Source organism: Aeromicrobium fastidiosum (genome assembly GCF_017876595.1).
GTDB classification, from domain to species: domain Bacteria; phylum Actinomycetota; class Actinomycetes; order Propionibacteriales; family Nocardioidaceae; genus Aeromicrobium; species Aeromicrobium fastidiosum.
Window position 1 is genome coordinate 2,325,184 of the sequence record NZ_JAGIOG010000001.1, and the last position, 23,629, is coordinate 2,348,812.

The following is a 23,629-nucleotide window of genomic DNA, read 5'->3' on the forward strand; positions in this document are numbered from 1 at the left end:
GTGTGGACCACGGCGTTAGCGTGAGGGGATGACCCCGTTCACGGATGCCCAGATCGAAGACGCGCTCGAGGCCCTGCCGGGGTGGTCGCAGGAGGGCGAGGCGCTCGTGAAGTCGTTCGAGTTCGCCGACTTCGGTGCCGCCATCGCCTTCATCGGCCGTGCCGCCGGCCCCATCGACGAGATGGACCACCACCCCGAGTGGACCAATGTCTACAACCGCGTCGACATCCGGCTCAGCAGCCACGACGTCGGGGGAGTCACGGATCGCGACGTGCAGCTCGCGCGGGTGCTCGAGAGGCTTGCCGCAGCGAGCTGAGCCGCGCAGGCGGTCTCAGGCCCAGAGGTTCGAGCCGAACTTGAACCAGATCGCCGAGATGACCGCGACGTACCAGAGCACGTTGATCAGCAGCGTCCAGTCGCCGACGACGCGCGACACGGCGTTGCCGGGCGCGAAGACCGTCAGGTTGCGCGCCGTGAGCCAGACGAAGATCGGGATCATGACGGTCCACACGACCATGCACCACGGGCAGAGCTTGCCGATCTCGTAGATGCTCTGCGACTGCAGCCACGTCACGAAGCCGATGCCGAACAGCGCGCCGGCCTGCAGGCCCAGCCACATGAACCGGGGCAGCTGCACCCGAGCGAGCATCAGGACGCCGAGCGTCACCACGACAGCGAAGCCGGCGACGCCGATGATCGGGTTGGGGAAGCCGAAGGCCGATGCCTGGTCGGTGTTGATGACTCCGCCGCAGCTGACGAACGCGTTGATGTCGCAGGCCAGCTGAGCCGTCTTGCCGTCGGCCTCGTCCTGGAGGAACTTGACCTTGTCGATGATCAGCACCGCCGCCGCGAGCAGGCCGATCGCTCCGCCGACCGTCAGCAGCAAGCCAAGGCCGCGATCGGAGCGTTCGGGCGTCTCGCGGTCGATGTGGTCGAGCACCATCTCGTCAGTCATGACAGTGATCCTAGGGCGACGGGTCAACCTGTCGTCCTGTGATGCCGCTGGTCGGAGAGGACGAGGTCGGCTACAGTTCACATATTCTCGTTATCTGAACCGCGCCCTGAAGAGGTCATCATGGACGAACAGCACGTCGACGTCATCATCGTCGGAGCCGGCCTCTCGGGCATCGGTGCCGCGTACCGGCTGCAGGAGCAGTGCCCCGGCAAGACCTACGCACTGCTGGAGTCGCGCGAGGCCGTGGGCGGCACGTGGGACCTGTTCCGCTACCCGGGCATCCGGTCCGACTCCGACATGTACACGCTGAGCTTCCCGTTCAAGCCGTGGACCAACACCAAGGCCATCGCCGACGGCAGCGACATCCGCGACTACATCGACGAGGCCGCCGACGAGTTCGGCATCCGCGACCACATCCGGTTCGGGCACCGGGTCGTCCGCGCCGCGTGGTCGTCCGAGGAGGCGCGCTGGACCGTGACGTCGACGGTGGGTGACCAGACCGTCGTGCAGACCGCGTCGTTCCTGTACCTCTGCAGCGGCTACTACAGCTACGACACGGGCTTCACCCCCGACTTCCCGGGGCTCGACACCTTCGAGGGCCAGGTCGTCCACCCGCAGTTCTGGCCGGCAGACCTGCAGTACGAGGGCAAGGAGGTCGTCGTGATCGGCAGCGGCGCGACCGCCGTGACGCTCATCCCGTCGATGGCTGACGACGTCTCGCACATCACGATGCTGCAGCGCTCGCCGACGTACATCACGACGCTGCCGTCGAAGGACACCCTCGCGCCGCTGATCCGCAGGCTGCTGCCGGCCGGTCTCGCGCACCGGGTCACCCGCCGCAAGAACGCCAGCGTCGCGATCGGCTTCTACCTGTTCTGCCGCCGATTCCCCCAGCTGGCGCGCAGGATCCTGCTGGCCCGCGCCAAGCGCCAGCTGCCGCAGGGCACCGACATGCGGCACTTCACGCCGCGCTACGACCCGTGGGACCAGCGGCTCTGCGTCGTGCCCGACGGCGACCTCTTCCGGTCGATCCGGCGCGGCAAGGCCTCGATCGTCACCGACACCATCGCGCGATTCACGCCCACGGGCATCGACCTCGACTCCGGCGAGCACCTCGACGCCGACATCGTCGTCACCGCGACGGGCCTGCAGGTCGTGGCGCTGGGCCAGATCGACTTCGAGGTGGACGGCCGGGCGATCGACGCCCACGAGCTGTACGTCTACAAGGGGCTGATGTTCAGTGGCATGCCCAACTTCGCGTGGTGCGTCGGGTACACCAATGCCTCGTGGACGCTGCGCGCCGACCTGTCGTCGCAGTACGTGTGCCGCCTGATCAACCACCTCGACGCCACGGGTCATGACTTCGGCATGCCCGATCCGCGGGGCGCTGCGGGCCAGGCTGCCCCGATCCTCGACCTGTCGTCGGGCTACGTCACCCGCGTGGCCGATCTGCTGCCGCAGCAGGGATCGACGTCGCCGTGGACGATCCGGCAGAACTGGTTCCTCGACTCCCGCGACATGAAGCACACCGACCTCGATCAGGAGATGGTGTTCGGCAGGGCGACGGTGCCGGCGGCCGTCCCGGCCTGAGCCCGCGGCGACTCAGGTCTGGCAGTGCGGGCACCAGAAGGTGTCGCGCTCGGTCGTGGGCCGGTCGCCGAGCTTGCCGCTGCTCAGCCGGGTGCCGCAGCGCCGGCAGCGCCCGCGCTCGCGGCTGTAGACCCAGCGGTCCTCGCCCGTGCGGGTGCTGCCGGTGAACGACCGCTCGACGCGCGCCTTGTTGACGTCGAGCATGCGCTGGCCGCGGGAGATGACGCGGCGCAGGTCGGGCACCTCGCCGACGGGGCGGGTGGGCAGCAGGCCCATGATGAACAACAGCTCGTTGACGTACTCGTTGCCGAAGCCCGCGAGGTTGCGCTGGTCGAGCAGGGCCAGGAACACCGGTCGGGACGGATCGGAGCCGGTGCGCGCGACGGCCTTGTCGAGACTCCAGTCGGGGCCGAGCAGATCGGGTCCGAGGTGACCGACGACCGACTCCTCGTCGCCGATCTCGACGACCTCGAGGATGCCGAGGGAGTAGCCGATCGCCTGCCACTCGTCGTTCTCGAGCACCGCGCGCGCCGAGTGGCCGGGACGACGCCACGGCGAGTCGAGCCGCTGCACGTGCCACGCACCCTCCATCTTGAGGTGCGAGTGGATGCTGTGGCCGGGCGTGCGGATCAGCAGGTGCTTGCCCCGGCTGACGACCTCGTCGACGACCTGCCCCGAGAGGTCGAGCGTCGCGAAGGCCGGGACCCTGAAGTCGGTGCGGGTCAGCTCGCGACCCGCCAGGGCCTCGTGCAGGTGGTGGGCCGTGCGCCAGACGGTGTCGCCCTCAGGCATCGAGCCGCAACCCCTTGACGGTCTGCTCGAAGCCCGCCTCGATCAGCGCCTCGCCCAGGGCCGACGACGCGACCGGCCGCGCGTCGACCGTCTCGATCGTGAGCCGGCTCATGCGACGGGCACGCACCAGCGACACGAGGGAGCGGGCAGCCGCGGTGAGCCGGGCCGGGTCATCGTCGAAGACCAGCGCCTTCTTGCCGCCGCGCTCGAGGTAGAGCACGAGGTGGCCGTCGTGCATCACGACGAGCGACCCCGCCTTGCGGGCAGGACGGTGGCGGGTGCCGGCGTCGTCGACGGGACGCTCGGGCCACGCCAGGGCGGCGCCGTAGGGATTGGCCGGATCGGTCGCGGCGAGTGTCACGGCCGTGGCATCGGTCGGCCGCTCGTCGTCGAGGACGAAGGCCCGCATGCGGTCGACCGTGGCGGGTGCGCCGAACTGCGCGGCTCCCAATGTCTCGATGTAGTAGCCGCGCAGCACCGAGCCGCTCTGCTCGAGCTCGCGCAGCACCCGGTAGATCGCGGCGAAGCCGCCGGGCGTCTGCTCGGCCATGACCGATCCGCGGGTCACGACGCCGTAGCGCCCGACGAGCGACTCGGTGCGGGCGAGCTGCTGGCTCGTGGGGTCGTCGGCGGTCTCGGCGAGCGAGAACCACCGTCCGCCCACGGTCGGCGGGCCCTGCAGGGCCACGCGCGGCGATCGGACGCGGCGGCCGTGCAGGCGCGCGCGTGGTGCGGGGCGGGTCGTGCGGTGGGCACCGCCGCGTCCGACCAGCGTGCGCACGGGCGCGAAGGTGTCGTTGCTGATGTGGCCTGACCACACGAGGCTCCACAGCGCGGCCGCCACCTCGGCCTGGTCGACGCCGGTGCCGACGCCCACGCCTTCGGGCTGCTGCGCGGTCAACGTGTCGATCAGCTGGCGGAACAGGTAGGCCCCGCCGCCGTCGAGCGCGGCTGCGATCGTGGCGGGCAGCGCATCGGGGTCGAGCGGCTCGGCGGCCTGCGCTCCGGCGGCCCGCAGCACGAAGTCGGCGGGATGCAGCTGCACCCAGCCGTCGTTGCCGGGCAGCGAGCCGGCACCCGACCAGACGACCTCGCCGGCCGACGTCAGCTCGTCGAGCATCGCGGGGGAGTAGTCGCGCACCCTGGCCGGCAGGACGAGCGACTCCCACGCGGACGCGGGCAGCGCGAGACCCGCGAGCTGGTCGATCGTGGCGAGCACGCCCTCGGCGCCGCGAACGGTGCCGCCGACGCCCTGCCACGCGGGCAGGAAGCGCGCGAACGTCAGCGGGTCGACGGGCTCGACCTGCTGGCGGGCCGCGGCCAGCGACCGCGAGCGGAGGCGTCGCAGCACGCCCGGCTCGACCCACTCGCTGCCCGTGGCCTGCGGGCGGAACTCGCCCTCGGTCAGCCGTCCGTCGCGGGACAGCCGGCGCAGCACCTGGTCGGCGATCGCGACGCCGATGCCGAACCGGGACGCGACGTCGGAGCTCGTGAACGGTCCGTGCGTGCGGGTGTGGCGTGACACCAGGTCGAGCAGGGGATCGGCGACGACCTCGAGGTGCGCCTCGGAGATGCCCATCGGCACCACGACGCCCAGGGCGTCGCGCAGACGCCCGGCGTCCTCGACGACGGCCCAGCGGACGTCGCCGGCCACCGCGACCTCGATGACGCGTCGCGCGGTCTGGAGTTCGGCCAACCAGGCGGGCGCGGCCTCGGCCAGGTCGGGCTGGACGCGGGCCTGCACCTCGGCGGTGCTCAGCGGCCCGAGCAGCCGCAGGAGGTCGGCGACTCCCTCGACGTCCTTGGCCCGGCGGTCGTCGGTGAGGCGTTGCAGCTCGAGCTCGAGGTGCTCGAGCACCTCGGGGTCGAGCAGTTCGCGCAGCTCGGCGCGACCCAGCAGCTCGGCCAGCAGGGTGGGATCGAGCGTCAGGGCGGACGCACGCCGTTCGGCCAACGGCGTGTCGCCCTCGTAGAGGAACGCCGCGACGTAGCCGAACAGCAGGTTCTGGGCGAACGGCGACGCCCGCTCGGTCGTGACCTCGGCGATCTGCACCTCGCGGGAGGCCAGGCGCCGCGATAGCGTGGTGAGGGCGGGGAGGTCGTAGACGTCCTGCAGGCACTCGCGCGCGGTCTCGAGCAGGATCGGGAACGACGGGTACTTGCGAGCGACGTCGAGCAGCTGCGCCGACCTCTGGCGCTGCTGCCACAGGGGAGCGCGGGAGCCGGGATTGCGCCGCGGCAGCAGCAGCGCCCGTGAGGCGCACTCACGGAACCGGGACGCGAACAGCGCCGATCCGCCGACCTCGGCGGTGACGATCGTGTCGAGCTCGTCGGTGTCGAACACGAACAGCTCGGCACCGGGCGGCTCGACCTCGGTGTCGGGGATGCGGGCGACGATGCCGTCGTCGCTGGCCACGACCGAGCCGTCCATGCCGTAGCGCTCAATGATGCGCGCCGCGACCGCCAGGGCCCACGGTGCGTGCACGCGTCGCCCGAACGGCGAGTGCAGCACGACGCGCCAGTCGCCGAGCTCGTCGCGGAACCGCTCGACCAGGAGCGTGCGGTCGGACGGCACCTGACCCGTGGCCTCCTTCTGGTCGCGCAGGTAGGCACCGAGGTTGTCGGCCGCGCGACGGTCGAGCCCCAGCGCCGCTGTGCGCTCGGCGAGCGCGTCGGGAGCCAGCGTGGACGCCTCGCGGACGAACGCGCCGATGGCCTCGCCGAGCTCGTAGGGGCGTCCGATCGCGTCGCCCTTCCAGAACGGGAGCCGTGCGGGCTGCCCGAAGGCGGGCGTGACGTTGACCCGGTCGTGGGTGATCTCCTGGATGCGCCAGCTCGTGGCACCGAGGGCGAAGACGTCGTTGATGCGCGACTCGTAGACCATCTCCTCGTCGAGCTCGCCGACCTTGCGGGAACCGGTCTCCTCCGTGCCGGCAGCCAGGAACACGCCGAACATGCCGCGGTCGGGGATCGTGCCGCCGCTCGTGACGGCGAGCCGCTGCGCGCCGGGGCGGCCCGTGATGGTGCCGGCGTCGCGGTCCCACACGATGCGCGGCCGCAGCTCGGCGAACTCGTCGGACGGGTAGCGGCCCGACAACAGGTCGAGCGTCGCGTCGAACGCCGATCGTGGCAGCGTCGCGAACGGCGCGCTGCGCCGGACGGTGTCGAACCACTCCTCGACGTCGATGCCCTCGAGCGCCGTGGCGGCGACGGTGTGCTGGGCCAGGATGTCGAGCGGGTTGGCGGGGACGTCGAGCCGCTCGATGAGTCCGGACTGCATGCGGGACGTCACGACGGCGGAGCCCAGCAGATCGGGCCTCGATGTCGGGTAGGTGACGCCCTGGGAGATCTCGCCGACCTGGTGGCCCGCGCGCCCCACCCGTTGCAGGCCGCTGGCCACCGAGGGCGGCGACGAGACCTGGATGACGAGGTCGACCGCTCCCATGTCGATGCCCAGCTCGAGGCTCGACGTCGCCACGACGCAGCGCAGCCGCCCCGACTTGAGGTCGTCCTCGATGAGCGCGCGCTGCTCCTTGCTGACCGAGCCGTGGTGGGCGCGGGCCAGCACGAGCTCGGGGTCGTCGGACGACGCCGCGGTCGTCTGGGTGCTGCTGCCCTTCTGCGCGGGCGCGCGGGCCGACGTGCCGCCATCGCCGTCGGGGGAGTCGACATGGCCCAGGTGCGCCGCGTAGGCCTCGTTGAGGCGGGCCGTCAGGCGCTCGGCGACCCCGCGGGAGTTGACGAAGATGATGGTGGACCGGTGCTTCAGCACGCGGTGCATGACGGCCTCTTCGACGTGCGGCCAGATGCTGCCGCGGGGCTGCTCGTCGTCGCCCGGTGCGAGCGACCGGGCTCCGCTGCCCTCGTCGCGGGGCGGTGCGGGGATCTTGGTCATGTCGTCGACGGGCACCTCGACCTCGAGCGCGAGCCGGGTGGCGGCCGCGGGCGCCACGACCTGCACCCGCGCGGAGCCGGCGAGGAACCGGGCGACCTCGTCGTGGGGGCGCACCGTCGCGCTGAGCCCGATGCGCCGCGCGGGTGAGTCCAGCAGGCCGTCGAGCCGCTCGAGCGACACCGCGAGATGAGCGCCGCGCTTGGTGCCGGCGACGGCGTGGATCTCGTCGATGATGACGGTGTCGACGGTGCGCAGGGTCTCGCGGGCGGCCGAGGTGAGCATCAGGAACAGCGACTCGGGCGTCGTGATGAGGATGTCGGGCGGGCGGGTGATGAGCGCCCGACGGTCGCGCTGCGAGGTGTCGCCCGACCGGACGCCCACCGTGACGTCGCGGAAGGAGTCGCCGCGCCTGGCCGCGGCCTGCGTGATGCCCACGAGGGGGGAGCGGAGGTTGCGCTCGACGTCGACCGCCAAGGCCTTGAGTGGCGAGATGTAGAGCACGCGCGTGCCGGGCGCCGCCTCGTCGGCACCGGAGCCGTCGTCCGCCGTCGTCGGAGCCTCGGCGTGCATCAGGCGGTCGATCGCCGACAGGAACGCCGCGAGCGTCTTGCCCGATCCCGTGGGGGCGACGACCAGGACGTGCTCGTCGCCGGCGACGCCCTGCCAGGCACCCTCCTGCGCGGGGGTCGGGCCGTCGAAGGACTCGCTGAACCACGCCCGCGTGGCGGGAGCGAACCGATCGAGCGCCGAGGTCATGCGTCCATCGTCCCAGCCACCACCGACATGTGCTGGAGACCACGGACGGGCACCGGCGGGCGACGGGTACGGTGGACTCTTCGTCGTGCCGATCTAGCCCGGGAGATCCCGCTCCGTGACCGACCGCTCGCTCAAGCGCCTGATGATCGTGGTGGCCGCGTGTCTCGTCGCCGTCGTGGCCGCCGGCTCCGTGCTGGGGTCGGCATCGGTCGCCGCCGATCTCGCGGATCGTTCGCGCACGGCTCTGGCGGCGGCCGACCTGGCCGACGTGCAGGTCGACTTCAGGGGTCGCGAGGCGACGCTCGAGGGCGGCAACGACGTGGAGGCGCGCTTGGCGAGCGAGGTGGTCCGCGCGATGCCCGGCGTCCGGCGCGTCGACACCGTGCGCGACGACCGGCCCGCGGTGCCAGGGGAGGCCCGCTTCGAGCTCGACCGGGCGGGGGACGACGTGCAGATCAGCGGCACCGTGAGGTCGCCCGACGATGCGGCCGCGCTCAAGGTGGCCGTCGCCACGGTGCTGCGCACGACCGTCACGGGCGACGTGCGGGTCGACGCTGCGGTCGCCGGTGCGCCGTGGGCCGCGCAGGTGCCGGCAGCGCTCGAGGCGGCGGCGGGCGTCGAGGGGCTCGCGCTGGAGATCCGCGGCGACGGCACCGTGACGCTGGGCGGGCAGGTCGCCGACGTCGCGACGCGCCGGATCGTCGCGCGGGACGTCGCCGGGGCGCTGCCCGATCTCGAGCTGGTCGACGTGCTGCGGGTCGTCAGCCCGGCCCGGAAGGGGTCGTGATGATGTCGGGCTACACGATCGGCGAGATCGCCGTCTGGCTCGCCGTCGCAGCAGCTCTGGGCTTCGCCCTCGGCTGGATGGCTCGCGAGCTCGTGCTGCGCTCGCGTCCGCGGGATGTCGCCCCCCTGCCGAAGCCGGCTCCCGCACCGACCCCGCTGTCGGAGCCCGCTGCGCCGGAGCGGGCGTCCGAGCCCGTCGCTCCGACGCCGGAGCCCACCCCCGACCCGGCACCTGACGATGCCCTCGCGATCGTCCCCGGCCCCCACCCCGGCCCCCACCCCGGGTCGGCGCTGCCGCTGGCCGACGGCTCGGCCCCCTCGGCCGACCACGTCGTCAAGGTCAGCCGCAGCTCGAAGATCTACCACGCACCGTCGAGCCCCGCCTACGCCCGCACGACCGCGGCGTTCTGGTTCACGAGCGCCGAGGCGGCCGAGGCAGCCGGCTTCCGCCGGCCCAAGAACGGCTGACACCTACGCAGAGTGGCACCGTCGCCGGCGGTGCGCGGTGCGGCATGCTGTCCGCATGAAGCTGCGCTCGATCGTGGTGGTGTCCGTCACCGCCCTGGCCCTGTCCTCCTGCTCGTCCTCGTCGTCCGACGACCAGAAGAAGCCGGACGCGCCCGATGCGTCGCCGACGTCGGCGGCCCCCGCGGTCGAGCTGTCGCCGCTGACGGGCAAGCCGATGACCAAGGGGCGGCCGGCCAACCCGGTGTTCGTCGTCAAGATCGAGAACACGTCCGCGGGTGCCCCGCAGTACGGCCTCGACAAGGCCGATCTCGTGATGGAGGAGCTCGTAGAGGGCGGACTCACCCGCCTCGCGGCGTTCTTCTACTCGAGCATCCCGTCGAAGGTGGGGCACGTCCGGTCGCTGCGCACCAGCGACATCGGCATCGCGGGCCCGGTCAAGGGCCAGATCGTGGCGTCGGGCGGTGCCAACGGTGCCTACAACAAGGTCGAGAACGCCGGCATCAAGGTCTTCTCCGAGGACGCCGGCTCACCCGGGTTCAGCAGCGACCCGGCCAAGTACCGCCCCTACAACCGTCTGATCAACCTCAAGACGATCGCGAAGGAGGCCAAGCGCAAGACCATCAAGAACACCTACCTGCCCTGGACTCCTGCTGGCGCGGCAGCCCGCACCGCGACGGGCAAGCCCGCGACCACCGCGACCGTCCGCTTCTCCAACGCGACGTCGACGAGCTGGAAGCTCGACGGCGCGAAGTGGCAGCGCACCAACGGGCACGCGGCACCCGGCAAGGACTTCAAGGCCGACAGCATGATCGTCGTCTTCGCGCGGGTGGGCGACGCCGGCTACACCGATCCGGCCGGCAACCCCGTGCCCGAGACGGTGTTCGAGGGCAAGGGTGAGGCAATGGTCTTCCACGGCGGACAGGTCGACACCGTGACCTGGAAGAAGCCGAGCCTCGACGAGCCGCTGACGTTCACGGCCGACGACGGCTCCGCCTACACGATCGACCCGGGCAAGGTCTTCATCGAGCTGGTGCCCAAGGGCGCCGGCTCGGTCACGCTGGGCTGATGCCGGGGGGCCTCAGGCACCGACGTGATCAAGCACCGTGCGCGGGCATCATCCGCAGCCCGGCGAGCAGCGCGCCGATCGAGGCCTGGACGTCCTCGCTCGCGGCATCGGGGTCCTCGGCGTCGGCCACGTACTCCGACGCCGAGCGGATCGCACCGTAGAACACCGCGGTGAACGCCTCGCCGAGCTGCTCGACGTCGCCGAGATCGGCCAGCAGGTCGTCGACGGCCCCGCGCACGATGCCGTACGACGCGGCCTTCTCGGCCTCCTGCCAGCGCTCGTGGCCGAGGGCGACGGGGCCCTCCTGCATGCAGATGCGTCGGAACTGCGGCTCACGGCAGACCTCGAGGAACTTGTCGAGCCCGATCTGCGCGCGCTCCCACGGGTCCTTGGTCGCCTTGATGGCCTTCTCGATGTCGGCCGTCGTGCGCTCCTGCACGCGCAGGAAGACGTTCTCGAACAGCGCGAGCTTGCTCGGGAAGTGGTGGTAGAGCGCACCCTTGGTGACCCGGGCGGCCGCGACGACCTCGTCGAGCGAGGTGCCGGCATAGCCGTGATCGGTGAACAGGGCCGTCGCGCTGTCGAGCAGGGCGCGCTTCGTGCTGGACGAGTAGTCCTGCCTGCGTGAGGTCTTGGTGGTCTTGCGGGCGGTGCGCAGGACGCTTTTGGTCACGCGTGCTGGGTGGGACATGCGCCCAAGTCTACGGTGACGCCCATCTCGTGCGCCGAATCACAACCCGGAGGTTTGCCAAGACCCATGGTCGACAACATACTGAGAGTACGTACCGAGAGTATGGAACTTCGGTCCGACGGATCAGAAAGGAGCACCACCATGACCTGGGATGCTTACAACCGTCGCAAGGAAACCCTCCGCGAGATGCTCGCCATCGCCGACCGGCGCCGCGACGTCACGATCACCGACCTCTTCGAGACCGTCGAGAACGCCCGCGAGGCCTTCCCGACCGACACCGACCTGCTGTTCGAGCTGCAGATGACGTGGTTCCAGCGCCTCAGCGGCCAGATGGACCGTCTGCTGTCCGACAGCCACGACTCGCCCGAGATGGTGCCCGTCACGGCGTGGGTCAACGCCGCCGCCGACCTCCCGGGCGCTCGCGCGCTGCTCGACGCGCACCGCGACGAGCCCGCCCTGCGCAAGGCCTTCGCCAAGGAGCTGTCGTACCTGGCGCTCTCAGCCGGTGCTCCCGCGCACGGTGCCGCGCTGGCCGCCCACGGTCAGCGCATCCAGGACGCCGCGCGCGACGAGGTGGCTGCCGCACCCGTCGTCGTGCCGGACGACTCGCGTCCCAGCCTGATGACGCGCCTGCGCAACGCCATCGCGGCCTGATAAGCGTCAGCCCACCAGGCCGCGCTCAGGTCAGGCGACCCCGCCCTCGGGTCGTCGCGCGGCCAGGCCGGTGATCTGCTCGCCGATCTCGGCGTCGATCGACTGACGGAACTCACTGCGGAACACGCCCAGCGTCACCTGGCTCGCGATGGGCAGCAGGCCGTCCACCAGGGCGATGATGTGCTCCCACTGGTCCTCGGGGAACCCCGCGTCGACGAACGGCTGGATGAGCTCGGCGGCGACGTCGCGCACGAAGGTGTCGGTGATGGCCCTCAGGTGGTGCTGCAGCGTCGGGAACAACCCGATGACGGTCTCGGGCCGAAGTCCCATGGTGACCGCGGCTGCCCCGGCCCGCACCACGGCAGGCTCGACGAGCCGCACGCGATCGCCCTCGAGCGTCTCGACGAGGCCCACCTCGACGAGCGAGTCGACCAGGGTGGAGTCGCGGGCCACACCGGCCAGCGCCGCGAGATCGTCGCGCGGCATGATCTCGGCCTCGTCGGCCTCGGGCAGGTCGAGGATCGCCATGAGGTCGAGCGTGTGGGCCGCTGCTCCCTGCGGAGTGCTCTGGATGGCCTTCTCGATGGCCGCGAGGGTGAACCCGCGCTCGAGCAGCTGGCGGATGAGCTGCAGCCGCTGCAGGTGCTCGCGGTTGTAGTAGCCCGTGCGGCCCGCGAGGCGTGGTGCCTCGATGAGCCCCCGGCCGGCGTACGCCCGCACGTTGCGCACCGTCATCTGCGCGCGCGCCGCCAGCTCGTCGACGGTGTACTCCTGAGGAGCGGTCTCCTCGGCGGAGGTCGGTTCGGCGGGCATGGTCGAATCATAGGCCGCGCCCGTCATCCCACCACGCCAAGCACGGCGGGGGCATGATGGACGACATGGCGGAGCTGATCGGCAGGCTGCTGGTGGCGACCCCGGCGATCGAGTCGGGGCCCTTCTGTCGCAGCGTCGTCTTCGTGCTCGACCACGACGCAGACGGCACCCTGGGCGTCATCGTCAACCGACCCCTGCTCGCCGACGTCGAGGACGTCCTGCCCGACTGGGCCGATCTCGTCGACGCGCCGGTGTGCCTGTTCGACGGCGGACCCGTCGGCAGCGACTCAGCCCTCGCCGTCGGTCTGGTCTCGGGCACGGTGCCGCCTGTGGGATGGCGACCCATGGCGGGACGGGTGGGGCTGGTCGACCTCGACGGACCGGTGCCGCCGTGCGGCTCGCTGGCGGGGTTGCGCGTCTTCGCGGGGTACGCCGGCTGGGCACCGGGCCAGCTCGACGACGAGCTCGCGGAGGGTGCCTGGCTCGTGGTCGACGCCGACGATCGCGACCTCGTGTCGCCGCGGCCGGAGTCGCTGTGGCGCGACGTCCTGCGACGCCAGGAGGGCGACGTCCGGTTCTGGACGACGTTCCCCGACGACCCGTCGACCAACTAGCCGACGACCCGTCCGCCGACTAGCCTCCGCCGACTAGGAAGGGTCGGCCCGGGTCGTTAGACTCAGGCCGTGGCTTTCTTCCAACGTGGTTCGCAGACGGCTCTCGACGAGCGCACCGACGAGCGTGTCGACCAGCGCACCGAGGAGGGCGATCACGAGAAGTTCTCGCACTACGTCCCCAAGGACGAGCTGACCGAGGCGATGGTCATGGGCACGCCCGTCATCGCCCTGTGCGGCAAGGTCTGGACGCCGAGTCGAGATCCGGAGCGCTTCCCGGTGTGCCCCGAGTGCAAGGACATCTGGGAGAGCATGGACAAGGGCGACGAGGGGGACGGCTCGGGTGACGCGTAGCCAGCACCTCCGGGTCTGGCAGCGAGAGGCGTTCGACCTCTACCAGCGCAAGCAACCGAGCGACTTCCTGACCGTCGCCACGCCCGGTGCCGGCAAGACGACGTTCGCGCTGACCATCGCCGCCGACCTGCTCGCCCGCGGCATCGTCGAACGGGTCGTGATCGTCACGCCGACCGACCACCTCAAGACGCAGTGGGCGCTCGCTGCCGCCGGCATCGGCATCATGATCGACCCCGCGCTGCCCAGCCGCGGCGTTCTCGGAGCCGGGTTCCAGGGCTTCGCGGTCACCTACGCCGGCATCGCGGTCAACCCCAATGCGTACCGCAACCGCATCGAGCACCGCTCGACGATGGTCATCATGGACGAGGTGCACCACGCGGGCGACGCCCTCACGTGGGGCGACGGCGTGCAGGAGGCCTGCGAGCCCGCCGTGCGGCGCCTGCAGCTGACGGGCACGCCGTTCCGGTCCGACGACAACCCCATCCCGTTCGTCACCTACGCCCCGCAGGTCGACGGCTCGAAGGTCAGCGTCGCCGACTACTCCTACGGCTACGGGCACGCGCTCAAGGACGGCGTCGTGCGTCCCGTGCTGTTCATGGCCTACTCGGGGCAGATGCACTGGCGCACGCGGGCCGGCGACGAGGTCGCGGCGCGCCTGGGCGAGCCGCTCGACCGCGCCGCCACGGCGCAGGCGCTGCGCACCGCGCTCGACCCCAACGGATCGTGGATCCCCGAGGTGCTGACCGCCGCCCACACGCGGCTCGTCGAGGTGCGGCGGCACGTTCCCGACGCCGGCGGGCTGGTCATCGCCAGCGATCAGGACAGCGCCCGGGCCTACGCCGCCGTGCTGGCCGAGATCACGGGTTCGGCGCCCACCGTCGTCTTGTCCGACGAGCCGGGCAGCAGCGCCAAGATCGCCGAGTTCTCGGCCGGGATGGACCCGTGGATGGTCGCGGTGCGCATGGTCAGCGAGGGCGTCGACATCCCGCGGCTCTCGGTCGGCGTCTACGCCACGACGACCTCCACGCCGCTGTACTTCGCACAGGCCGTCGGACGATTCGTCCGCGCCCGCCGCAAGGGCGAGACGGCGTCGATCTTCGTGCCGAGCGTGCCCCGGCTGCTGGCCCTGGCCTCCGACCTCGAGACGCAGCGCGACCACGTCGTTGGACGGCCCGTCAAGGACGAGGACGACCTGTTCGCCGCCGAGGCCGAGCTGATCGCCAAGGCGCAGGAGGACCAGGGGGCGTCCGAGAACCTGCTGGGGGAGTACCGCGCCCTGGCCAGCGACGCCTCGTTCGACCGGCTCGTCTACGACGGCGGCGAGTTCGGCTACGACTCGCTGTCCGACGACGAGGGCGAGCTCGACTTCCTCGGCATCCCCGGGCTGCTCGACCCGTCCCAGGTCGCCGAGCTGCTGCGCACGTCGCGGGCCAAGCGTGCCGAGGCCAAGAAAGCGGCCGAGCCCGCGGCCCCCGCCGCCGACGTCGCCTTCGAGAAGCGCGGCGAGCTGCGGCGTGAGCTGCAGGCGCTGGTCGGGGCATGGCACCACCGCACGGGTGCTCCGCACGGGGTCACCCACAGCCGGCTGCGCGCCCAGTGCGGTGGGCCGCCGGCAGCGCAGGCCTCGTCGGCCGAGCTGCAGCAGCGCATCGACGCGCTGCGGACCTGGGCCCTCAAGGCGTCCGGCTAGGCTTCGCGTCCGTTCCGTCCCCGCGCGGCGGTGCTTTCTCCACCGTCTGAGGCGAACTGGCCGGTCTTACGGTGGAGAAGTCACCGCTCTGCGGCATTCCTTGGAGGATCCACCGCCCGGACGGGGGCTAGGCTCGCGCGGTGACCTCATCCATGGCGCTGCGCACGCGCGTCTTCAGCCGTCTGCTCAAGCTGTCCGAGAAGGGGATCGAGGAGGTTGTCGACCTCCCGGCCCACCGGGCCAAGCGCGCGAAGCTGCAACGGTCGGCCGTCGGCGGTGTGATCTTCGGGCGTGTCGACGCGGGGGCCGTGCAGGACGAGATCGTCGTCGGCAATGGTTCGCGCGCGCTGGTGCACCGTCCGAAGGACGCGATCGGGCCTCTGCCGGTCGTCGTCAACTTCCACGGTGGGGGCTGGGTGCAGGGCAATCCTGAGCAGTCGGCCTGGCTGTCGAGCCGCATCGCGGTGCGCAACCGGGTCGTGGTCGTGACGCCGAGCTACCGGCTGGCACCCGAGCACCCCTTCCCGGCAGGCGTCGACGACGCCCGCGACGCCGTGGCGTGGGTCGTCGAGCACGCCGACGAGCTCGGCATCGCCCCCGAGCGCCTCGCCGTGATGGGCGACAGCGCGGGCGGCAATCTCGCCGCGGTCGTGTCGCTGCTGGCCCGTGACGCCGGCGGTCCGGCGATCCGTGCCCAGGTGCTGATCTACCCGGGCGTCGAGATGTACGACCGGTGGCCGTCCGAGGACCTCTACGCTGATGCGCCCGTGCTGACCTCGGCCAACATGCGCGCCTTCGTGCGGCTGTACCTCGGCGACCAGCACGGCACCGAGGACGTCCGGGCGTCGCCGATCCGGGCCGCGTCGCACGCCGACCTGCCGAAGGCCTTCATCCTGACCGCCGAGCTCGACCCGCTGCGCGACAACGGCACGCACTACCGCGACGCGCTGGTCGAGGCCGGCGTGCCGGTGCGCTACGTCGAGTACGACGGCGCGATCCACGGCTTCATGAGCCTGCCGGGCGTCGTGCCGGTGGCGGGCCGGGCGCTCGACGACATCGTCGACTTCTTGCGCGAGGTGCTCTGACCAGCACCGCCCGAACCATTGTGACAGCGACACTGTCACGGTAGTGTCCGGCCATGAGGCGACATCACTGGCAGCAGCAGATCGCTCGGCTCGACCCCGAGACCGACCACGAGCAGATCGTGCGCATCACGTCGATGCACGAGTTCCCGTGGGACTCCCAGCAGGCCCTGAGCTTCGCGCTGTTCCGCACGTACGCCGTCCCGACGGTCGGCCGGCTGCTGTTCGACACGGGTGAGTTCACCGGCTCGGTGCAGAAGCGGCACGACGACACCGTGCTGGTGCTGGAGACGATCGCCGAGAAGGGCCTGGAGTCACCCGACGGCCGGGCCGGGGTGCGCCGCATGAACCAGATGCACGGCAGCTACGACATCAGCAACGACGACATGCGCTACGTGCTCGCGACGTTCGTCGTCACTCCCGTGCGGTGGATCGAGCGCTACGGCTGGCGGTCGCTCCTCGAGGCCGAGAGGACCGCCGTCGTCCGCTACTACCAGCGACTCGGACGCCTCATGGGCATCCAGGACGTGCCGGACGACTTCGAGGGGTTCTCCGACCTGATGGACGCCTACGAGCGCGAGACCTACGTGTTCGACGCGAAGGCCAGGGCCGTCGCCGACTCGACGCTCGACCTGTTCGTGACGTTCTACCCGCGTCCCCTGCACCGCGTCATGCGCCGGTTCGCGATCGCGCTGCTCGACGACCACCTGCGCGCGACGTTCGAGTACCCGCGTCCGTCGCGCCTCATGTCGCGGCTCGCCCACGGCTCCCTCGCGGCACGCGGCCGGGTCATCCGCTTCTTCCCGCCCCGCCGCAACGCCTCGCTGCTGAGCGACACGCACCGCGTCAGGTCGTACCCCGGCGGGTTCATGGTCGAGCGGCTCGGCACGTTCCCGGCGACGATGCCGGTCGACGACGCCGAGCCGGGACGCGTCTAGCGGAACCGGGTTGCGGTCCTCGCGAGGCACCGCACGATGGAGGGGTCCCCATCTCCAGGAGCCCCCGTGAAGCGCACCACTCCCGTCCTCGCCCTCGGCCTCGCCGCCGCCCTCGCCCTGTCCGTGGGCGGTGCGCCGGCCCAGGCCGCACCGTCCGACCGCTCGTCGTCGACGCCCGACCGCATCGAGCTGCCCGACGGCTGGCTGCCCGAGGGCATCACGACCGACGGCACGAGCCTGTTCTCGGGCTCCCGGGCCGACGGAGCCATCCAGAAGATCACCCTCCGCACCGGCAAGCGACGGACGTTCGCGGGATCGCCGGGCCGCATCGCCGTCGGCCTCGACCACGACACCCGGCGCGACGTCCTGTGGGTCGCCGGGGGAGCGGGCAAGGAGCTGCGCGCCCAGGACGCCGACACGGGCAAGCTGCTGCGCACCTACAGGTTCCCGAGCGAGGGCGACCGCTTCGTCAACGACGTCGTGGTGACCCCGACCGCGGTGTACGCGACCGACTCCCTGAGCCGTGAGCTGCTGGTCGTCCCGCTCTCGACCCGCACCACGAGGCTGCCCGCCGCGTGGCGCGCCACGACGCGGTCGCTGAAGGGCGACCTGCGACTCGCCGAGGGCAACAACCTCAACGGCATCGCCAGCGTCCGGGGCACCCTCGTGGCGGTGCAGAGCAACACCGGCCGCCTGTTCACGATCGACCCGCGGTCGGGACGGACGACCAGGGTCCGCACCGGCGGCACGACGTTCGTCAACGGCGACGGCCTCGAGCCCGGGCCCGGCAACACGCTGTACGTCGTCCAGAACCGCGACAACCGCATCCGGGTCCTGTCGGTCGGTGCGAAGGCGCGCTCGGCCCGGGTCGTCGACACGATCGGTCGCCGCGACTTCGCGTCGGACGTCGACGTGCCCTCGACCGTCGCGCTCGTGAAGGGCTCGCTGTTCGCGGTCAACGCCCGCTTCGGCACCCCCGCGCCCCAGACGGCGACCTACTGGATCACCCGCGCACCAGCGCGCTGAGGCATCCGAACGGTGCGGGCGGGGAAGGTTCCGGGCCGCGAGGGCGTTGAACCCCGTGTGAGGCTCTCCGTGCTCGATCTCGTCCCCGTCCGCACCGACCAGACCACGAGCGACGCCGTGGCGTCGACGATCTCGCTCGCGCAGGTCGCCGACCGGTCCGGTTTCACCCGTTTCTGGGTGGCCGAGCACCACAACATGCCGGCCGTCGCCGCCACCTCTCCGCCGGTGCTGATCGGCATCCTCGGCGCGCACACCGACCGCATCCGGCTCGGCTCCGGTGGCGTCATGCTGCCCAACCACGCGCCGCTCGCCGTCGCCGAGCAGTTCGCGCTGCTGGAGGCTGCCACGCCCGGCCGCATCGATCTCGGCATCGGCCGCGCACCGGGCTCCGACCCCGTCACGTCGATGGCCCTGCGCGGTGCCGCGGGCCGCGACGACACCGACATCGAGCAGTTCCCGCAGTACCTCGACGACGTCGTGGCGCTGATGGGCACCAAGGGCGTGCGCGTCGCCGTGCCGCGACAGGACTACGTCCTCAAGGCGACGCCCGCCGCGGCCTCGGAGCCGCGCATGTGGCTGCTCGGCTCGTCGATGTACTCCGCCCACCTGGCCGCGGCCAAGGGGCTGCCCTACGTCTTCGCGCACCACTTCTCGGGGCACGGGACGGCCGAGGCGCTCGCGGTCTACCGCCGCGAGTTCCAGCCGAGCGACCTCGCGCCCGAGCCCGTCACGTTCCTGACGGTCAACGCGGCGGTGGCCGACACCGACGAGGAGGCGCGGGCGCTCGCCCTGCCCAACATGCACATGATGTCGCGGCTGCGCACCGGCCAGCCGCTGACCGCTCTCGAGCTCGTCGAGGACGCCCAGGGCGTCCCGGCGCAGCACCCGCAGGTGCAGGCGATCATCGACGACGCGTACGGCCGCGCCGTCGTCGGCACACCGGCCGGTGCCGCCGCGCAGCTGCGCGACCTGGCCGAGCAGTTCGGCGTCGACGAGGTCATGGTCAACCCCATCGCGTCGGCGCACCGCGGCACCGACCCGCGCACGGCCCCGGGCCGCGAGCGGACGCTCGAGCTGCTGGCCAAGGAGCTGCTGTGACGGTGCCGCGGGGCTGATCGCCCGCACACCGGCGAGTTCTCCGGCACGTCGACGCCCGTTCACCCGACGGTGGACGGGCGTTGTCGTGCGCCCGACAGGGTCTGACCCATGTCACGAACCCCCCTGCCCGCGCGCCCGTCGCGCCTCGCACTCGTCGTGCGGTCCATCGGCCGTCCCGCCCTCGTCGGCGTGGCCGCCGGGGCACTCGCCGCAGCCGTCCTGCCGGCCACCGGTGCCACCGCCGCCCCGTCGGACGCCGCGGCGGGCCAGTCGTTCCACCGCACGGCCACCTACCCGGTCTACAAGAACCTGCCCAAGGACGTCGCCGCCTCGTCCGCGACGGTCGCCGAGATCTCCGACGTGTCGAAGGACGGCCGCACGCTGGTCTACACCGACGCGCTCGGCAAGCGCATCGGCTTCCTCGACATCACCGACCCGAAGGCACCCGTGGGAGCGGGCAGCCTCTCGCTGGCCAAGCTCGGCGACACCGATGACCAGCCCACGTCGGTCGCCGTGGTCGGCACGTACGTCCTCGTGGTGGTCGACACGAGCGAGAGCTTCGCGAAGCCGTCCGGACGCCTCGACGTCGTCCGCCTCTCGGACTCCAAGCGCATCCGCAGCATCGAGCTGGACGGCCAGCCCGACTCGATCGACATCAGCGCCGACGAGTCGTACGCCGCGATCGCGATCGAGAACCAGCGCGACGAGGAGCTCGCGCCCTCGGGCAAGGCCAAGGGCGACCTTCCGCAGCTGCCCGCCGGTTTCGTGCAGGTCGTCGACCTCGCCGGTGCGTCTCCCGCCGACTGGGTCGCGCACAGGATCGACTTGGTCAACGACGACGGCTCGGCGTTGCCGTCGTTCGTCGACGCCAAGATCGTCGAGCCGACCGACCCCGAGCCTGAGTACGTCTCGATCAACAGCAAGAACAAGCTGGCGCTGACGCTGCAGGAGAACAACGGCATCGTCGTGATCGACCTGGCGACCCGCGCGATCGAGAAGGTGTTCTCGGCCGGCGCGGTCACGGCCAGCGGATTCGATACCAAGAAGGACGGCAAGATCTCGCTGACCGACTCGCTGACGAACGTCGTCCGGGAGCCCGACGCGATCGGCTGGGTCGACGACACGCACGTCGCCACGGCGAACGAGGGCGACTGGAAGGGTGGCTCGCGTGGCTGGTCGGTGTTCGACGCGACCGACGGCTCGGTCGTCTGGGACGCCGGCAGCAGCTTCGAGAAGATCGCCGTCAAGCACGGCCTCTACAACGACGACCGGGCCGGCAAGAAGGGTCCGGAGCCCGAGGGACTGTCGATCGCGACCGTCGGGGGCACGAAGTACGCGTTCGTGGGCTCCGAGCGCAGCAACTTCGTCGCGGTCTACGACATCTCCGATGCGTCCGCGCCGGTGTTCCGGCAGATCCTGCCCGCCACGAACGGGCCCGAGGGCATCCTGCCGATCCCCGGCCGCGACCTGCTGGCGGTCTCGAGCGAGACCGACACGGCGGCCACCAACGTGCGCGCCAGCGTCAGCCTCTACCAGCTGGGCGACGGACCCGACACGTTCCCGTCGATCGTCTCGGACGACGTCGCCGGCAACCCGATCGGCTGGAGCGCGCTGGGTGCCCTGAGTGCCAAGCCCGGCGACGCGAGCACGATCTACGCGGCGTCCGACTCGGTGCTCAAGCCGGGCCAGATCTTCACGGTCGACGTCGCCGCGACGCCCGCACGCATCACCCGGGCGCTGCCCGTCACGAAGGACGGTGTGGGCGTCGACCTCGACATCGAGGGGATCTTCGCCCGCCCCCAGGGCGGCTTCTGGCTCGCCAACGAGGGCGCGACCGGTGCCGGCAACGTGCTGCACCGCACCGACGCCGACGGGGCCGTGCAGGAGACCGTCACGCTGCCGACGAGCATCACGTCGCACATCAAGAACTGGGGCCTCGAGGGCATCACGGCCACCAACGACGCGAAGGGCGAGCACGTGTTCGTCGCCCTGCAGCGTCAGCTGTGGACCGACGTCAACGACCAGACCGAGACGGTCGACGGCGACAACGTCGTCCGCATCGGACGCTACGACGTGAGCGACAAGAGCTGGCACTGGTTCGGGTACCAGCTCGAGAACCCGCAGCGCGACGGCAGCGACTGGGTCGGCCTGTCGGAGATCACGGCGGTCGACGACGACACCCTCGCGGTCATCGAGCGCGACAAGCTCAACGGGCCGAACGCCCGCAACAAGCGCATCTACACCGTCGACCTCCCGTCGACGGACCCGAAGAACGGCGAGCTGCCGGTCCTGGACAAGAAGCTCGCGATCGACGTGCTCCCGGCGCTGCGGGCGACCAACGGCTGGACGCAGGAGAAGCTCGAGGGCTTCACGATCGCTGCGGACGGTGCCCTCTACGCCGTCACCGACAACGACGGCCTGAAGGACGCGACGGGCGAGACGGACTTCCTGCGACTCGGACGGGCCGTCGACGCCTTCGGCGACCAGCTGCGCGGCACCACGACGCTGTCGCTGTCGTCGCCGTCCACGGCATACGGCCAGAAGCCGACCGTGACGGTGGCGGTCTCGGGCGCGAAGGGCATCGTGCCCTCGGGGCCCGTGACGATCAAGGACGGCAGCACCGTGGTCGGACGTGGCACGGTGCAGGACGGCACCGCCCAGGTGACGCTGTCGGGCCTGCGGGTCGGGTCGCTGACCCTCGTCGCGGAGTACGCGGGCGGCCCGCGGACGCCGGCCAGCGCCAGTGCGCCGGTGAGCCTCACGGTCGCCAAGGGGGCCACGTCGACCCGGCTGTCGGTCGCCAAGCGCTCGGCTCGCAAGGGCTCGAAGGTGACGGCGAAGGTCACAGTCACCGGCACGGGGTTCACCCCGACCGGTCGCGTGCAGATCAAGGACGGCAACAAGGTCGTCAAGACGCTGACGGTCAGCGGGGCGACCCGCACCGTGTCGGTCAAGCTCACGTCGACGGGTCGCCGTGCCCTGCGCGCGGTCTACGTCGGATCGGCGACCGCGGCCCCGTCCACGTCCGCGATCGACCGGGTGCGCGTGCGCCGCTAGAACCAGGTGCTGAGGAACGGCTCGACCGGCGAGTGGAACAGCCGGTCGAGCCGTTCTGCGTCGCCCGTGACCGCCCCGGTCGCGACGAGGGTGCGCGCCGGCACCCCGCCGAGCAGCAGCGAACCGAGGGCGTTGACCGTCATCGTGGCGTCAGGCACGTCGCCGTTCGGCGCGACGGTGCATCCGCCGGATTCGTCGGTCGTCACCCCGAACGTGCCGTCGGCGTGCCCGAGCGGGTCGTCGACGCGCAGGACGATGTGGTCGGCGACCGAGTACGAGCGCGCCGTCAGCGCCGCGGGCACGTCGAGGATGCGCAGCCACAGGTGGTCTCGCTCGTCGACGTGGACGGCGCGGAAGTCGTCGATCATCCAGCGCAGCGGTTCGTCGACGGGGCGAAGATGGGCCTTGACCGTCGAGACGAGGTCCGTCTCGAGCACGAACCGCCACAGGGCGGCGTAGGCCTCGGGCGTCGCGGCGACCATGGTGTCGACCACGAGAGTGTGGTCGGTGACGTCGGCGGCATCCTCCTCGAGGTGGAAGGCCGCGAAGCCCTGAGGCGCGCCGTGCTGGTCGTCGAAGCGCACGAGCCGCAGCTTCTTGGCCGACTCGTCGTCGCCGACGCCCAGCCCGATGCGTCGCAGCCACAGGTGGCTCGCGTCGGGGGTCGCGACGTCGCCCGGCGTGGCCCGGAACGTCCGATCCGCGATCGCGTGACCGACGTGCCGCAGCTGCTCGGGCGTCACGTGGTGCACCCGGCCGGATGTCTCGGCGCCGGTCCAGCGCACCCGGCGGGTCGAGATCGTGAGGTCACGGGCGAAGGCCGCGGGGGAGAAGCCGAATCGGGGGTAGATCGTCGACTCCGAGACCGTCAGCATCGCCACCGGCAGGCCGAGGGCCACCGCGGTGCGCAGCTCGGCCTCGATCATGGCCCGGGCGATGCCGCGACGCCGGTGGGTCTGCGAGACCGTCACGCCGCTGATGGCCCACGCGGTGCGCGTCCGACCTCCGGGGAGGCTCAGGTCGGCGGGCCAGCAGTGCGTCGTGGCGACGGGCTGCTCGGGCTGCGCGGCCGTCGTGTCGTAGACGCCGACGAGACGGTCGTCCTGCACACGGGCCCGGCGCTGCTCGGTCTGCTCGGCCGGTGAGCTGGACCCGAGAAACCCCCGGTCGACCGCGTCCGACCACGTGCGGAAGTCGTCCGGACTCGACGTGTCGACGATGCGCAGCGTGAGACCGTCGGTCGCCAGGCGCGCGCGTGAGGTCTCGTCGATCGGCAGGTCGAGGTGCGGGGTGGTCACCGATCCAAC

General features: G+C 71.5%; 20 protein-coding genes. 14 read left to right on the forward strand and 6 right to left on the reverse strand.

Going from position 1 to position 23,629, the window contains the following annotated elements:
* The first annotated feature begins 28 nt into the window (after positions 1–28).
* Entirely contained in the window at positions 29–316 is a 288-nt protein-coding gene (locus JOF40_RS11480) for a 4a-hydroxytetrahydrobiopterin dehydratase (protein ID WP_129185125.1), read from the forward strand.
* Between the two features lie 15 nt (positions 317–331).
* Here JOF40_RS11480 and JOF40_RS11485 read toward each other — a convergent pair whose 3' ends face one another.
* Positions 332–955: a vitamin K epoxide reductase family protein gene (locus tag JOF40_RS11485; protein ID WP_209674551.1), complete on the reverse strand. Its 624-nt coding sequence runs from the start codon at positions 953–955 to the stop codon at positions 332–334.
* Between the two features lie 120 nt (positions 956–1,075).
* Here JOF40_RS11485 and JOF40_RS11490 point away from each other — a divergent pair, with 120 nt between their 5' ends.
* Positions 1,076–2,545 carry a flavin-containing monooxygenase gene (locus JOF40_RS11490; RefSeq protein ID WP_129185124.1) on the forward strand — a complete coding sequence of 490 codons (1,470 nt, stop codon included), beginning with the start codon at positions 1,076–1,078 and terminating at the stop codon, positions 2,543–2,545.
* A 12-nt stretch (positions 2,546–2,557) separates the two neighbouring features.
* Here the strand turns inward: JOF40_RS11490 and JOF40_RS11495 are convergent, their stop codons facing one another.
* Positions 2,558–3,337 (reverse strand): DNA-formamidopyrimidine glycosylase family protein, encoded by a 780-nt coding sequence (locus JOF40_RS11495; protein WP_129185123.1) that lies wholly within the window; start codon positions 3,335–3,337, stop codon positions 2,558–2,560.
* A complete protein-coding gene (locus JOF40_RS11500) occupies positions 3,330–7,988 on the reverse strand; it encodes an ATP-dependent helicase (RefSeq protein ID WP_129185122.1) in 4,659 nt (1,552 codons plus the stop codon). The genes JOF40_RS11495 and JOF40_RS11500 overlap by 8 nt, the downstream gene beginning before the upstream one ends.
* Positions 7,989–8,103: 115 nt before the next feature.
* On the opposite strand from JOF40_RS11500, the gene JOF40_RS11505 reads away from it, so the two are divergent.
* The 3 genes from JOF40_RS11505 to JOF40_RS11515 are packed head-to-tail and all read left to right on the forward strand — an operon-like array spanning position 8,104 to position 10,308.
* The gene (locus tag JOF40_RS11505) at positions 8,104–8,775 is read left to right on the forward strand and encodes a BON domain-containing protein (RefSeq protein ID WP_129185121.1); all 672 of its coding nucleotides are present in this window, start codon (positions 8,104–8,106) and stop codon (positions 8,773–8,775) included.
* 2 nt (positions 8,776–8,777) lie between these two features.
* The gene (locus tag JOF40_RS20365; RefSeq protein WP_188111910.1) at positions 8,778–9,242 is read left to right on the forward strand and encodes a sunset domain-containing protein; all 465 of its coding nucleotides are present in this window, start codon (positions 8,778–8,780) and stop codon (positions 9,240–9,242) included.
* Between the two features lie 55 nt (positions 9,243–9,297).
* Positions 9,298–10,308, forward strand: coding sequence for a DUF3048 domain-containing protein (locus JOF40_RS11515; protein ID WP_188111911.1), 1,011 nt, complete (start codon positions 9,298–9,300; stop codon positions 10,306–10,308).
* Between the two features lie 28 nt (positions 10,309–10,336).
* Here JOF40_RS11515 and JOF40_RS11520 read toward each other — a convergent pair whose 3' ends face one another.
* Positions 10,337–10,999, reverse strand: coding sequence for a TetR/AcrR family transcriptional regulator (locus JOF40_RS11520; RefSeq protein ID WP_129185119.1), 663 nt, complete (start codon positions 10,997–10,999; stop codon positions 10,337–10,339).
* Positions 11,000–11,140: 141 nt separating this feature from the next.
* On the opposite strand from JOF40_RS11520, the gene JOF40_RS11525 reads away from it, so the two are divergent.
* Positions 11,141–11,653, forward strand: coding sequence for a hypothetical protein (locus JOF40_RS11525; RefSeq protein WP_129185118.1), 513 nt, complete (start codon positions 11,141–11,143; stop codon positions 11,651–11,653).
* 30 nt (positions 11,654–11,683) lie between these two features.
* On the opposite strand, the gene JOF40_RS11530 is transcribed toward JOF40_RS11525, so the two are convergent.
* Positions 11,684–12,466: a MerR family transcriptional regulator gene (locus tag JOF40_RS11530; protein ID WP_188111912.1), complete on the reverse strand. Its 783-nt coding sequence runs from the start codon at positions 12,464–12,466 to the stop codon at positions 11,684–11,686.
* A gap of 65 nt (positions 12,467–12,531) precedes the next feature.
* Here JOF40_RS11530 and JOF40_RS11535 point away from each other — a divergent pair, with 65 nt between their 5' ends.
* The 8 genes from JOF40_RS11535 to JOF40_RS11570 all read left to right on the forward strand — a co-directional run bounded on the left by JOF40_RS11535 (position 12,532) and on the right by JOF40_RS11570 (position 22,322).
* Positions 12,532–13,080, forward strand: a complete 549-nt coding sequence (locus JOF40_RS11535) for a YqgE/AlgH family protein (protein WP_129185116.1) — start codon at positions 12,532–12,534, stop codon at positions 13,078–13,080.
* 69 nt (positions 13,081–13,149) lie between these two features.
* Positions 13,150–13,431 carry a DUF3039 domain-containing protein gene (locus JOF40_RS11540; protein ID WP_129185115.1) on the forward strand — a complete coding sequence of 94 codons (282 nt, stop codon included), beginning with the start codon at positions 13,150–13,152 and terminating at the stop codon, positions 13,429–13,431.
* A complete protein-coding gene (locus tag JOF40_RS11545) occupies positions 13,421–15,121 on the forward strand; it encodes a DEAD/DEAH box helicase (RefSeq protein WP_129185114.1) in 1,701 nt (566 codons plus the stop codon). Before JOF40_RS11540 ends, JOF40_RS11545 begins: the two co-directional genes overlap by 11 nt.
* Before the next feature lie 140 nt (positions 15,122–15,261).
* Complete coding sequence (locus tag JOF40_RS11550) at positions 15,262–16,206, forward strand: alpha/beta hydrolase (protein ID WP_246152958.1); 945 nt, start codon at positions 15,262–15,264, stop codon at positions 16,204–16,206.
* A gap of 53 nt (positions 16,207–16,259) precedes the next feature.
* Entirely contained in the window at positions 16,260–17,141 is an 882-nt protein-coding gene (locus JOF40_RS11555; protein ID WP_129185113.1) for an oxygenase MpaB family protein, read from the forward strand.
* Positions 17,142–17,207: 66 nt separating this feature from the next.
* Positions 17,208–18,167: a YncE family protein gene (locus tag JOF40_RS11560; RefSeq protein ID WP_129185112.1), complete on the forward strand. Its 960-nt coding sequence runs from the start codon at positions 17,208–17,210 to the stop codon at positions 18,165–18,167.
* Positions 18,168–18,236: 69 nt separating this feature from the next.
* Positions 18,237–19,265, forward strand: coding sequence for an LLM class flavin-dependent oxidoreductase (locus JOF40_RS11565; protein WP_246152960.1), 1,029 nt, complete (start codon positions 18,237–18,239; stop codon positions 19,263–19,265).
* Positions 19,266–19,373: 108 nt separating this feature from the next.
* Positions 19,374–22,322 (forward strand): esterase-like activity of phytase family protein, encoded by a 2,949-nt coding sequence (locus JOF40_RS11570; protein WP_129185110.1) that lies wholly within the window; start codon positions 19,374–19,376, stop codon positions 22,320–22,322.
* On the opposite strand, the gene JOF40_RS11575 is transcribed toward JOF40_RS11570, so the two are convergent.
* A complete protein-coding gene (locus JOF40_RS11575) occupies positions 22,319–23,620 on the reverse strand; it encodes a GNAT family N-acetyltransferase (RefSeq protein WP_129185109.1) in 1,302 nt (433 codons plus the stop codon). The genes JOF40_RS11570 and JOF40_RS11575 overlap by 4 nt on opposite strands.
* Positions 23,621–23,629: the final 9 nt, after the last annotated feature.